Raw genomic sequence first — 12,763 nt, 5'->3', positions numbered from 1 at the left:
GCTACGACTCACCCTTCGTCCGCTCCCAAAACCCCGGCGGCGTGGCGGGTCCAGCGCTTGTAGTCGACCTTGCCGTTCGCGGCCCGGGACAGCGAGTCCACGAACACGATCCGCTTCGGTGCCTTGTAGGCGGCGTGGTGGGCCTTGACCGTGGCGATGAGCTCGTCGGGGCTCGGGTCGGTGCCGGGCACGACCTCGACCACCGCGGTGATGGCCTGGCCGAAGCGCTCGTCGGGGAGCCCGACCACGACGGCGTCGCGGACGTCGGCGTGCTCCTTCAGGGCTTCCTCGACCTCTTCGGGGAAGACCTTCTCGCCGCCGGTGTTGATGCACACCGACCCGCGGCCGAGGAGCACGAGGGTGCCGTCGGCCTCGACCCGGGCGTAGTCGCCGGGCATGGAGTAGGTGGCGTCGCCGATGCGCACGAAGGTCTCGGCCGACTTGGCCGGGTCCTTGTAGTAGCCGACCGGGGTTCGGCCCTGGATGGCGATCTTGCCGATGGCGTCGTCGCCCGGGTGGACCTCGGTGCCGTCGTCGGCGATGACCTTGGTGGACGGGCCCAGCGTGAACGTGGCCGTGCGGGCGGCGCTGGCGCCGTCGCCGGAGCCGCTGGAGACCGAGCTGGCCATGCCGATGGCCTCCGAGGAGCCGAGCGTGTCGACGAGCAGCATCTTCGGGTTGTGGCGCAGGAGCCCGTCCTTGGTGGCCTGGCTCCACATGACGCCCGATGAGACCACGACCTTCAGGGAGGAGATGTCCCAGCGGTCTGGCCCGTCTCCCGAGTTGTGGGCGTCGAGGGCGGCCAGGATCGGGCGGGCGAAGGCGTCGCCGACGATGGCGGTGTTGTTCACCTGCTTGTCCTGGACGGCGTCGAGCAGCTCGACGGCGTCGAAGCTGGACTTGGTCAGCGTGACGACCGACCCGCCGACGGTCAGCGCGGTGAAGGCGTTGAACGCGCCGGTGCCGTGCATGAGCGGGCAGGCCGGCAGGGTGCGGATGCCGGGGGAGGAGACGACCTGGCGGAGGTGGTCGAGGTCGACGTCCTCGGGCAGCTTGCGAGCCCGCGGCGCACCGTCGTTCAGGACGAGGAGCAGGTCGTCGTTGCGCCACATGACGCCCTTGGGCATGCCCGTGGTGCCGCCCGTGTACAGCAGGTAGAGCGAGTCGCCCGAGCGGCCCCACGCCGCGGACGTGCGGCCCGCGCCGCTGGTGGCGGCTGCCTCGTAGGGCGTGGCCCAGTCCGGGCACTCGCCGTGACCGTCGTCGACCCACAGCCAGACCCGCACGTCGGGGACCCGGTCCCGGATGTGCTCGATGCGCTCGGTGAACTGCCCCTCGAAGACCACGGCCGAGGAGTCCGCGTTGTCCCACAGGTAGAGGAGCTCGTCCTCGACGTAGCGGTAGTTGGTGTTCACCGGGGCCAGACCGAGCTTGAACGCGGCGAACACGGCCTCGAGGTACTCGGGCCGGTTGGTGAGGTACTGGGCCACGCTCGTGCCCTCGGTGACGCCCGCCTCGAGGAGGGCCGCCGCGACCCCGTCGGCCCGGGCATCGAAGTCGCTCCAGGAGCGGACCAGGTCGCCGTGTAGCAGGGCGGGGGCGTCGGGGAGGGTCTCGGCGACCGTCTCCCAGGCATCGGCGAAGTTCCATCCGGGCATGGGGCGATCGTACGGACGAACCCGTCCGGATTCCTCACGAGCGACCGGTAGCGTTCCCCGGTGCGCGGGATGAGGCAGCGGCTGGCGGGCGTCGCCGTGGACATCACGCCCCTCCGGCGGTCCCGCGACTTCCGGTACCTGTACGCCGGCACCGCCGTGGGCCAGATCGGCTCCGCCTTCACCACGGTGGCCGTGCCGTTCCAGATCTACGACCTGACCGGGTCCACGCTGGCCATCGGCGTCTTCGGCGCCGTCACCCTCGTGCCGCTCCTGGTGCTCAACGTGGTCGGCGGGGCCATCGCCGACAAGGTCGAGCGCCGGCGCTGGATCGTGGGGTGCCAGCTCCTCGGCCTCACCGGCACCCTCGGCCTCGTCGTCAACTCCACGCTGGACCAACCGAACCTGGTCGCCATCTACGTGTTCGGTGCGATCGACATCTGCGCGTTCGCGCTCGGCGCCCCGGCCGAGCGGGCGTCGGTGATCCGCGTCGTGGGCCGGGAGCACGTCCCGTCGGCCATGGCGCTCAAGGCCGTCTCGAGCAGCCTGGCCCACGTCGCCGGACCGGCCCTGGCCGGTGTCGTGCTGGCCAGCGTCGGCACCACCTGGGCCTACGCCGTGGACGCCTCCACCTTCGTGATCGCCGCCGTCGTCATCTCCCGGATGCGCCCGCTCCGGCCCGAGATCGTGGGGATGAACCCCACGTTCGGGCTGGTGGTCGACGGCATGCGGCACCTGCGCCGCCAGCCGGTGCTGCTCGGGTCGTTCGTGTCCGACCTGAACGCCATGGTGCTGGCGCTCCCGGTGGCCCTGTTCCCCGCCGTCGCGGTGCTGCGCTTCCCGGACCAACCCCACGTGCTCGGGTTGCTCTACGCGGCGCCCTTCGCCGGGTCGCTCGTGGCCAGCCTGGCCAGCGGCTGGGCCCGCCGGGTCACCGCGCACGGGCGGGTGGTCACCGTCTGCATCATCGTCTGGGGCCTCGCCATCGCCGCGTTCGGCCTGGTGGACGGGGTCGCCCTGTCCCTGCTCGCCCTCGCCGTCGGCGGGGCGGCCGACATGATCTCAGGCATCTCCCGCCAGGCGATCCTGCAGCTGGCGAGCCCGCCGGAGCTCGTCGGGCGCATGGAGGGCGTGGGCATGGCGATCTGGAGCGGTGGGCCTCGCCTCGGCGATCTGCGGGCCGGGTCGGTGGCCTCGTTCACCTCGGTGAACTTCGCCATCGTCTCGGGCGGGCTCGGCTGCGTGGTGGTGATGCTGGTGCTGGCCCGGGCCCTCCCCGGGTTCGCCCGCTACCGGGCACCACGCGACGATGCCCCGGACGGGGCCGGGGCATCGATCACGGTCTAGGACCTGACGCAGTTGGTCACGCCCACCTGCTGATCGGTTCGGCGGCTGCGCCGCCGCAGGGCCCGTGCCCACGGGTCGCCTCGCCTGGCGGCTCGGCTCCTGGGCGCCGGCGCTACACCAGCACTGCCAGTTCCTAGCTCGCGAGGTCGGCGAGGATGCCGGCGTTGGCCGGGTGGCGCAGCTTCGACATGGCTCGGGCTTCGATCTGGCGGATCCGCTCACGGGTGAGGTCGAAGTGGCGACCGACCTCGTCGAGGGTGCGCGGCTCGTGGCCGTCGAGGCCGTAGCGCAGGATCAGGATGCGCTGCTCGCGCTCGTCGAGGCCCTTGAGACCGGCGAGCACGTCGCCGCGGGTGGCCTCGGTGACGGCGTCGCCCTCGGGGTCGTCCTCGGCCACGGCGGCGAGGTCACCCAGGGTCATGTCGCCGTCGTCGGACAAGCCGTCGTCGAGGGACTTGGCGATGCGGGCCGACGCGAGGATCTCCTCGATCTTGGCCGGCGGGTGGCCGACCTCGACGGAGAGCTCGTCCAGTGTGGGCGGGCGGCCGAGCTTGGACTCGAGCATGCCGCGGGCCTTGTCGATCTGCTTGAGCAGGTCGTGAGCGTGCACCGGGAGGCGGATCGTGCGGGCGGTGTTGGCCACGCCGCGGGTGATGGCCTGGCGGATCCACCACGTGGCGTAGGTGGAGAACTTGAAGCCCTTGCGGTGGTCGAACTTCTCCACCGCGTGGATCAGGCCGAGGTTGCCCTCCTGGATGAGGTCCAGCAGCGGCAGCTCGGTGCGGTGGTACTTCTTGGCGATGGAGACCACGAGGCGCAGGTTCGCGTTGACGAACTGCTCCGTGGCCCGGTCGCCGGCGCGCACCTGACGGCGCATCTTGGCCTTCTCCGACGGGGAGAGCTCGTCGTCGGCGGCCAGGCGCTCGCGCGCCTCGACACCGGCCTGCACCAGAGCGCCGAGGCGAGCCTCGTCCTCCTTGGTGAGCAGAGCGTGGCGCCCGATGTCGTTCAGGTACAGCCTGACGATGTCCTCGTCGGACTCACCTGAGCGTGTGGCGCGTGCTGCGGGACTCACGGAAACGAGGACCTCCAAGGAGCGGGGCGAGTTGCGTTCGGGTACACCGAAGTGGAACCGGTTGGTGGCACCGGCACGAGCCCGACTTCCGATGCTAACCCGAAACGGGCGAGCACAGGGAAGAAAAGCGGACGGGATCGGGGAGCGGAGACGACTCCTAGTGTGCCGTCGTGGACTTCGACTTCCCACCTCACGACGACCCTCGGCGCCTCGTCGTGCGGGCCTGGCTCGCGGAGCACCCCGAGCCCACCGGCCGGGCGCTGGCCGAGGCCGGCTACGTCGCCCCGCACTGGCCGGCCCCGTGGGGCCTCGACGCCGATCCGATCCACCAGATCATCGTGGACGAGGAGCTGGCGGCCGCCGGGGTGAAGCGGCCCTCCAACCAGATCGGCATCGGATGGGCCGGCCCGACCATCCTCCACGCGGGCACCCAGGAGCAGAAGGAGCGGTACCTGTTCCCGCTGCTGGCCGGGGAGGAGATCTGGTGTCAGCTGTTCTCCGAGCCCGGCGCCGGCTCCGACCTGGCCAACCTCGGCACCCGGGCGGTGCGCGACGGGGACGAATGGGTCGTCAACGGGCAGAAGATCTGGACCTCGTTGGCCCACCACTCCGCCTTCGGCATCCTCATCGCCCGCACCGACCCGGACGTGGCCAAGCACCAGGGCATCACCTACTTCATCTGCCCGATGGACGCCGAGGGCATCGAGATCCGGCCGATCATCGAGATGACCGGCGGCCACACGTTCAACGAGGTGTTCCTCACCGACGTGCGCATCCCCGACGCCAACCGGGTCGGCGACGTCCACGGCGGTTGGTCGCTGGCCAAGGTCACCCTCGGCAACGAGCGGGTGTCGCTGTCCTCCGGAGGGGCCCTGTGGGGCATGGGTCCCGCCGCGTCCGACCTGCTCGACGAGGTCCGGGGCGGCGGCGGCTGCGACGACCCGGTCCGGCGCGACCACCTGGCCCAGCTGCACATCGAGGCCGAGCTGCTGCGCCTCATCCGGTTGCGCACCGTGACCGCCCGCATCCGGGGTGAGCAGCCCGGGCCGGAGGCGTCGATCCGCAAGATCCTCGCCGACGAGCACGGCCAGCGGATCATGGAGCTGGCCAAGGACCTCGCCGGCCCGCACGGCATGCTCGAGCACCAGCGCGCCGGCGGCGCCCCCGACCTCTGGGGCTGGCACTGGGGCTACCTGTTCTCGCCCGCCCTCACGGTGGGCGGCGGCACCGGCGACGTGCAGCGCAACATCGTCGCCGAACGCGTCCTCGGCCTGCCCCACGACATCGACGTCGAGGCGGGCAGGAGCTGGGCGGACGCTCGACGGGGCTGAGCGCCCCGCGGGTTCCGCACCGTGGCGGCCGCCGTGCCAGCATTGGGCTCATGACCCTGGTCGAGCCCGAGGTGGCACCCGAGCCCGCGACCCGCGACGACGTCGATCCCGCCCTGATCGCCGCAGAGATCGGCAACGACGGCGAGCTGAAGCGCAAGTCCAAGGTCCGGGCCTTCACGCCGCTGCCCGGCGTCCCCGAGGGCACCCCGGGAAAGGTCGTCCTGGTCAACGGCTGGGACCTGTGGATCCGATACCACGTCATGTTCGCCAACGGCGTGAACCTGGGCTCCATCAACCGCGAGCACCTGGTGCCGGCCAAGCAGTACGACGAGATGGTCGAGAAGCGCCGCCGGGCACTCGAGTCCGGCGCCTTCGACGAGCCCGAGGTCGACGAGTCCGAAGCCGAGGGCGAGGGCGAGGCGCTCGGCGGCGAGGCCCCGGTCGTCAACGGCGTCTCCATCCCGCCGCACCTCATCGAGCGCTCGGCGGCGGCCCGCAAGCGCCTCGGCGCGTAGCCCGGCCGCACCGACCGCTCCGTTCAGCGGGGCGCCATCAGCGAGTACCCCCGCCGGCCGTCGGCGCGCACGATGCCGTGGGACCGGAGCGCGGCGAGCACCGGCTGGGCCACGTGCTCCGGCGCCTGGCGGTTGCCGGCGCCCTCGAACTGCCGGAGGACGCCGGCCCGGGTGACCTCCACCGCCCAGCGGAGCCGCCCGCCGACGACGACGCCGAGCACGTGGGTGCGCTCGGCGGCGACCGCGTGGCGGAAGCCGCCGAGGCAGTTGTCCAGCACCGCGCCCCACTCGACCAGCTCGTCGGCAGTGCGGGGCAGGACGAGCCGGCGGTGCCCGACCTCCAGGCCGTCGACGGCCTGGAGGGCCGGCGGGTGGCGCAGGGGCACGTCGGTGCGGGCGGGCGGGGCGAGCACAGCCGCAGGTGCCCTCGCCGGTCGTGCCGGCCCGGGCCGGGGTTCGCTGGACGGCGGCACCCAGGTGGCGAGGTCGGTGGCGAGGGTCCGGAGCCCGTCGGGCTCGGTGAGGGCGCGGCCCAACCGGGTGGCGATCCGGCGGGACGAGACGCCCTCGAACATGGACCGGGCGCGGTCGACCTCGCCGACGTCGAAGGCCACCGCGCCCGGTCGGTGCGGCTGGCGGCCGAGCAGCTCGGTGAGCTGCTCGGGCTCGCACCAGGGGCTGGCCATGAGGGCGAGCAGCGCCGGCTCGAACGGCACGCGGCCGTCCGGCGCCGGCAGGAGGCTGGTGGCGAGGGCCCGCACCAGAGGACGGGTGACCCGGCCGAAGGCGCGGCGGGCGGCGCGGCGGGCGTCGGCGGCCCGGAGCACCTGGTCCAGCGCCACGGGCACGGCGTCGAGGTGGGCGCCCTGCTCGATGGGGACCCGCAGCAGCGGGTAGGCCCGGGCCCACAGCAGGGCGTCGAGGGGTGCGGGGCCGGCCGGTCCGCCCTCGTCGAGGAGGGCCGCGACGGCGTCGGTGACAGCGGCAAGGTCCTGGTCCGGGGTGCCGCCGGCCCGGGCCACGTCGTCGCCGAGCTGGGCGACGTGCTCGCCGATCCGGTGCGTGACCAGCTCGGGCACCGGCCAGGTGGACAGCAGCTCGAGCTGGTCGCCGATGCGGCGGATCTCCCAGCCGCTCCGGCGGACGCGGCGACCTGGATCGAGTCGGTTCCCGGTCCCGCCGGACGCCACGACGATGCGGCGCCCGTCGGAGCGCACCTCGGCCCAGTCGCCGCTGCTCGGGTCGTGCCGGCGGACGACGGCGGTCTCGACGAGGGCGGGCACCAGGGTCGGTACGGGGGTGCCGTGACCCCGTCCGTGCCTACGCGGTGACCGCGCCCTGGGCCCGGGCGAGCGCCTGCTCGGCCTCGGCCACGAAGCGCTCGACCAGCTCGGCGGCCGGCACCAGGTCCTGGATGCCGCCGGCGCCCTGGCCGGCCGGCCAGAACTCCTTGTCCGGGTCGAAGCCCTCCGGCCGGCCCTCGGCGCCGAGGTGGTTCGCGCCGTCCTGCACCGACTTGATGTACTGCATCGGGAACGGCTCGGCCTGGCCGCCGGCGGCCTCGAACTCCTCGGTGTAGCGGTTGCGCACCACGCGGCAGGTCTTGCCGGTGTAGGCGCGCGAGACGGTGGTGTCGTCCTCGGCCATGGCGACCAGCTTCTCCTTGTAGCCCTCGACGGTGTGCGCCTCCGGCGTGGCGATGAAGCGGGTGCCGACCCAGATGCCGTCGGCCCCGAGGGTGAGGGCCGATGCCAGGCCGCGCCCGTCGAAGATGCCGCCGGCGGCGACGACGGGGACCCGGTCGCCGACGGCGTCGACGATGAGCGGCACCAGCGTGTTGGTGGCGATGCGACCGGTGTGCCCGCCGGCCTCGGTGCCCTGGGCCACGACGATGTCGCAGCCGGCCTCGACGGCGTCGACGGCGTGGCGCACCTTGCCGCACATGTTCATGACCAGCACGCCCTTGGCGTGGCACAGGTCGATGACCTCCCGGGGCACGCCGAGGCCGGCCACGTAGACCGTGGCGCCGGCGGCGATGATGCGCTCGACCTTCGCCGTCTGGTCCCCGGCGGCGGTGAGCAGGTCGACCCCGTAGGGCTTGTCGGTGCGGGACCGGACATCGGCCATCTCGGCGTCGAGCTCGTCGTCGGACATCGTCGAGGCGCCGAGGCAGCCGAACCCGCCGGCCTCGGACACCGCCACGACCAGGTCGGAGTAGGACACCCCACCCATGCCGGCGAGCATCACCGGGTGCTCGATGTCGAGGATGTCGGTCAGTCGCGTGCGCATCCCGGCATCGTGGCCAGGCGTTGACCGAGCGGTCAAGCAGGGGGGTCGGCGTAGGCGCCGGGCCCGGTGAACACGCCCCGGTGCCAGCGGGAGGGCGTGCCGACGATGGCGCGCGGGTAGTCCTCGAACAGCCACCGGGCGAAGTTGCGGCGGGTCCACGGGGTGAGGCCGGCGACGCGGATGGCGGCGCGGGCGCCCTTGCGGTGGCGGAGCGCCCGTACGAGCAGGGCGCTGACGTGGTGGTCGGCGACGAGGTGGTGGTCGACCGCGGCCGCGTAGCGGTCGGTGGCGACGCGGGCGCCGTGGGGCCCGGTCTCCTCGATGGCCTCGGCGGCCAGCATCCCGGTGAGGATCGCCTGGCCGATGCCCTCGCCCGTCATCACGTCGGTGGCGGCGACGGCGTCGCCCACGAAGAACGTCCGCCGGGCGGTGCGCGCCATGTCGTGGACGCGGGCCGGGATGGGCCAGGCCGTGAACCGGGCCTCGGGGACGGCGTCGGGGCCCAGGACCTCGCGGATGGCGGGCCGGGCGAGCAGGTCGTCCCACACCTGCTTCATGTCGCCGACGGCGACCTTGCCGCCCCGCTGGATGCCGAAGCCGAAGTTGGCGGTGCCGTCGCCGACGGGGAACGACCAGGCGTAGCCCGGGAGCAGATCGGCCTCGAACCACACGCACAGGTCGCGCTGGGCCGTCTCGGACACGTCGCGGAAGTAGGCGCGGAAGGCGTGCCACTCACCCCGGTAGCCGGGCACGCTCAGCCCGAGGGCGCGGCGGGTCGGGGACCACATCCCATCCGCGGCGACGGCGTACCGGGCGTGGACCTCGCCGAGGCCGGCCACGTCGAGGACCACCCGGTCGTCGTGCTCGGCGATGCCGACCATGGCGTGGCCGTCGAGGACCTTGGCGCCGGCCTCCCGGGCGAGGTCGACGAGCGCGGCGTCGAGCTCGCTGCGACGGACCACGGCGGCGTGGGTGCCGGGGCCCTCCGGCAGCGGGAACCGCACGGCGTGGCCCGACGGGCCCGACACCACGGCGCTGTCGACCGTCGTCCACGACGGGAGGGTCGTGGGGTCGAGGCCGAGGCGCTCGGCGAGGCGCAGGGCCAGCGCGGTGAGGCCGTCACCGCAGCACTTGTCGCGCGGGAAGGTGGCCTTGTCGACGAGGAGGACCTCCCGGCCGGCGCGAGCCAGGCTCGTGGCCGCGCTGGACCCGGCCGGTCCGGCGCCGACGACGACGACGTCACAGGTCAGCACGAGCGCAGGCTATTGAGCGCGGGAGGTCACGCCTGCTTCAGGACGGCCTCGAAGGACTCCTGCAGGCACTCGAGCAGCACCTCGGGGTCGGGCACGGCCGCCATGTCGGAGTTGATCCCGACGTGGACGTCGTCGAGGTTCGACAGGAGGGTCACGTTGACGGCCACCCCGACGAGGGGACCGAAGGGGATCATGGACTCCACCCGGGCGCCGGCGATGTAGATCGGGATCGGCGCCCCGGGCACGTTCGAGGTCGTGAAGTCCGAGCCCTTGATCATCGATCCGAACAGGGCGGTGACTGCCGTGGTCGGCAACCGGTTCAGCACGACGGCGAGGGGTTCGACCAGCGCGTTGGCCGGCTCGTGGCGCTGCTGGTCGACCAGCTCGTGGATCGCCCGGATGTGCTCGGTCACGTCGTCGATCGCGACCGGGACGACGAAGCGGGCCGGGACGAACTGGTTGCCCGCCACGTCGCTGGTGTCCTCGGTGCGGATGTTGATGGGCATCGTCATCCGCAGGGACTCGACGTCCGTGCCGTGGCGCTGGTGGTACCGCCGCAGCCCGCCGGCGACCGCGACGACGAAGGCGTCGTTGAGGGTCCCGGACGACGCCTTGGCCGCGGCCTTCAGGTCCGGGAGCGGGAACGTGAGCGTCTGGAACCGGAACGACATCGAACGCCCGGTCATGATCGGGCTGAGCGGGGTCGGCGTCGGGGCGAGGAGCCGTCCCACCGACCCGGCGGTGGCGCCGAGGCCGGCCACGACGGCGGCCGGGTGCGACGCCGCCGTCGATGCGGCGGCGACGAGGTTGCCGCCGGCCCGGCGGGCGATGCCGAGGTTGCGGCGCCGGACGTGGCCGAAGGCGTCGGCGGTGCGCCGCAGCGGTCCCATGTGCTCGGCCTCGGGTGCCGGGGGCATCTCCTCATCGGTCGGCGCCGGCTCGCGCTCGAGGTCGATCATCGTCATCACCATCTGCATGCCGCCGACCCCGTCGGTGATGGCGTGGTGGATCTTCTGGATGATCGCGGCCCGGTCGCCCTCGAGGCCCTCGACGATCACGAACTCCCACAGCGGCCGGGCCCGGTCGAAGCCCTGCATCCCCATGGGTTCGGCGATGTCGAGCACGTCGCGCAGCGTCCCGTTCCCGCCGGCGTTCAGGAACCGGACGTGGTAGCGGAGGTCGAAGTACGGGTCGACCTCCCACCGGGGCGGGGCGATGGAGTACGGGTTGCCGATCACCCGCTGGCGCATCCGGGGGATCAGCCGGGTGCCGCGATCGATCCGGTGGAGCAGGGCCTCCCGGTCGGGCCGGCGGTCCAGCACCGCGACCGCGGTGATCGTGGATCGCAGGATCGGGTCCTTCTCGATGTTCCACATGAGCGCATCGCTGTCGCTCATCCGTGTCTCGTACTGCATCGTCGCTCCCGGGGTCTGAGGGTGCACCGGGGCAACGTTCGTCGCCAGGGTCAGATGTCCCTGTTCGGGAGCCGGCTCAGCAGCTCACGCCCTCCTCGGGACGGTAGACGGCAGCGACCGTGTCCGTCTCGGTGGAGCCGTCGGGATAGGTGCGGGTCCGGGGGGTGGTCCACCGGGTGCAGTTGCCCTGCGGGCTCGGCGTGGGCTCGCCCACGGACACCTGGGCCCAGGTCGTGCTGAAGAGCCGCACGGTGATCGAGGTGCTCGTGTACTCGGGCCAGACGAGCACGCCGTACGGGCTCGGGTTCTCGATCACCAGATCAGGGGCCGGGAACGAGATCGTGGCCTCGTGCCCCCGGGGGTAGCGGGAGATGTAGAGGCTGTGGCTCTGGTACTCACCGAACTCGAGGCCGGCGAACAGGGCGGCGTTGAAGAACGTGGTGGCGAACTGGCTGATGCCCCCGCCGACGTCCTCGGTGAGCACGCCGTCGTAGATGACCCCGTCGGACACGAAGCCCTTCTCGATGGTGCGGCGACCGACGTAGTCGTTCACCGAGAAGGAGCCGCCGGGTGGGATGACCACCCCGCGGATGATGTCGGCGATGCGATGGATGTTCGTCACCCGGTTCTGGCAGCAGGCGTGTCGCGTCGTCGGGCCGAACTCGTTCGGGCTGCCGACCTCCTCGACGATGCCGTAGGCCTCCGCCTCCTCGGTCGTGACCGCCGGCTCCGTCTCCTGCAGGTCGATCTCGACCGAGGTGATCCCGGCGGCGAACGCGTCGACGACGGTCTGTGCCGACTCGGGTGAGCAGCACGTGAGCCCGGTGACGGCGGGCTGGAGCTGCACCTGGCCGCCCGACACCGAGAAGCTGGCGCTGCGCGGCTCGACGGCCAGGTCGCCGAACTCGGCCTCGAGCACGCCGAGCACCCCCTCGGGCGGGAGTGAGACGGTGATCCCGTCGTCGACCTCGGAGACCTGGGCGAGCTGGCGCAGCTCCCGCGGGACCAGGTCGATCGTGCGATCCGCCGCCGTGACCGAGATCGTCTCGTCGGTCATCTCGTTCGCCGTCTCCGCAGCGGCCTCGGCGACGCTGTCGTCGAGCATGGGCGCCAGCTCGGAGGGCCGGATGGACACCGTGACGGCCTCGTGCACCGGCTGGTCCGCGGCGGCGGCCTCGAGGGCCACGACCAGCGCATCGGGGTCGATGCCGGAGCCGGGGCGACCGGGGACGGCGCGGAACGGCTCGCCGTCCAGGGATTGGATGGTGGGCTCCTGCGGGGCGACCAGCGAGTCGCCCTCGAGCGCGCGGATGGTGGAGCGGGCCGTCTCGGCGTCGACGTCGTAGCGCACGTCGGACACCCGGGCCTCGAGGAAGCTGGCGACCCAGGCGAGGGGGCGGATCGGCAGGGGATCGGTGCGACCGACGTCGAGGGCGAGGCTGGCGGTCCGGCGCGTGTCGATGGACAGCCCGATCTCGCCGGCCGTCGTCTCGTAGGTCTGGTCGGGCGTGATGATGCGCACCGGCCGGCCGTGCATCTCGGCATCGAGGGCCCGGACGTGCTCGAGCAGCTCGTTGGCGCTGCGCCCGCCGATGTCGGTGCCGGCCAGCTCGACGTTGCGGGCCACCTCGCCGCCGGCGACACCGGTGTCGATCGCCCAGGCGGCGACGACCAGGAGGATCGCAGCGACGGGGGCGATCGCACCCGCCCAGATCAGCTGTCGCCCACGACCCATACGACGGGCAACCCTGGCACGCGGTTCCGAGGCCGACGTAGTCGAGACCGATGACGATCCGTTGACGTACATGACGGCGCCGACGTCGCGTGCCTATGGTCACGCGGCCCTCGACCGAGAACCGGCGAGGAGACGAGAAGGGACACAC

At 72.7% G+C, this 12,763-nt stretch carries 10 protein-coding genes; 3 read left to right on the top strand and 7 right to left on the bottom strand.

The genetic code is table 11. The features are described 5' to 3' along the window. Positions 1-8: 8 nt before the first annotated feature. The gene (locus tag RGQ06_RS00425) at positions 9-1,658 is read right to left on the bottom strand and encodes an AMP-binding protein (protein WP_432428228.1); all 1,650 of its coding nucleotides are present in this window, start codon (positions 1,656-1,658) and stop codon (positions 9-11) included. A 69-nt stretch (positions 1,659-1,727) separates the two neighbouring features. Here RGQ06_RS00425 and RGQ06_RS00420 point away from each other — a divergent pair, with 69 nt between their 5' ends. Further along, positions 1,728-3,002, top strand: a complete 1,275-nt coding sequence (locus RGQ06_RS00420) for an MFS transporter (RefSeq protein WP_432428247.1) — start codon at positions 1,728-1,730, stop codon at positions 3,000-3,002. A gap of 133 nt (positions 3,003-3,135) precedes the next feature. Here RGQ06_RS00420 and RGQ06_RS00415 read toward each other — a convergent pair whose 3' ends face one another. After that, on the bottom strand, positions 3,136-4,077 hold the full coding sequence (locus tag RGQ06_RS00415; RefSeq protein WP_432428227.1) for a sigma-70 family RNA polymerase sigma factor: 942 nt from the start codon (positions 4,075-4,077) through the stop codon (positions 3,136-3,138). A gap of 170 nt (positions 4,078-4,247) precedes the next feature. On the opposite strand from RGQ06_RS00415, the gene RGQ06_RS00410 reads away from it, so the two are divergent. Both RGQ06_RS00410 and RGQ06_RS00405 read left to right on the top strand, forming a co-directional pair. Then, positions 4,248-5,408: an acyl-CoA dehydrogenase family protein gene (locus tag RGQ06_RS00410; protein ID WP_432428226.1), complete on the top strand. Its 1,161-nt coding sequence runs from the start codon at positions 4,248-4,250 to the stop codon at positions 5,406-5,408. A 50-nt stretch (positions 5,409-5,458) separates the two neighbouring features. Further along, positions 5,459-5,923 (top strand): hypothetical protein, encoded by a 465-nt coding sequence (locus RGQ06_RS00405; RefSeq protein ID WP_432428225.1) that lies wholly within the window; start codon positions 5,459-5,461, stop codon positions 5,921-5,923. Positions 5,924-5,946: 23 nt separating this feature from the next. Here the strand turns inward: RGQ06_RS00405 and RGQ06_RS00400 are convergent, their stop codons facing one another. The 5 genes from RGQ06_RS00400 to RGQ06_RS00380 form a co-directional block, all read right to left on the bottom strand. Next, positions 5,947-7,206 (bottom strand): hypothetical protein, encoded by a 1,260-nt coding sequence (locus tag RGQ06_RS00400; protein WP_432428224.1) that lies wholly within the window; start codon positions 7,204-7,206, stop codon positions 5,947-5,949. 37 nt (positions 7,207-7,243) lie between these two features. Continuing rightward, the gene (locus RGQ06_RS00395) at positions 7,244-8,212 is read right to left on the bottom strand and encodes an NAD(P)H-dependent flavin oxidoreductase (RefSeq protein WP_432428223.1); all 969 of its coding nucleotides are present in this window, start codon (positions 8,210-8,212) and stop codon (positions 7,244-7,246) included. A gap of 32 nt (positions 8,213-8,244) precedes the next feature. Next, the gene (locus RGQ06_RS00390) at positions 8,245-9,465 is read right to left on the bottom strand and encodes a geranylgeranyl reductase family protein (RefSeq protein WP_432428222.1); all 1,221 of its coding nucleotides are present in this window, start codon (positions 9,463-9,465) and stop codon (positions 8,245-8,247) included. Positions 9,466-9,491: 26 nt separating this feature from the next. Continuing rightward, on the bottom strand, positions 9,492-10,862 hold the full coding sequence (locus RGQ06_RS00385) for a wax ester/triacylglycerol synthase domain-containing protein (RefSeq protein ID WP_432428221.1): 1,371 nt from the start codon (positions 10,860-10,862) through the stop codon (positions 9,492-9,494). Positions 10,863-10,956: 94 nt separating this feature from the next. Next, positions 10,957-12,615: a VanW family protein gene (locus RGQ06_RS00380; protein WP_432428220.1), complete on the bottom strand. Its 1,659-nt coding sequence runs from the start codon at positions 12,613-12,615 to the stop codon at positions 10,957-10,959. Positions 12,616-12,763: the final 148 nt, after the last annotated feature.

Source organism: Salinilacustrithrix flava (genome assembly GCF_041228405.1).
In the GTDB taxonomy this organism is placed as follows: domain Bacteria; phylum Actinomycetota; class Acidimicrobiia; order Acidimicrobiales; family Salinilacustritrichaceae; genus Salinilacustrithrix; species Salinilacustrithrix flava.
This window is presented reverse-complemented; position numbering and strand designations above follow the sequence as displayed.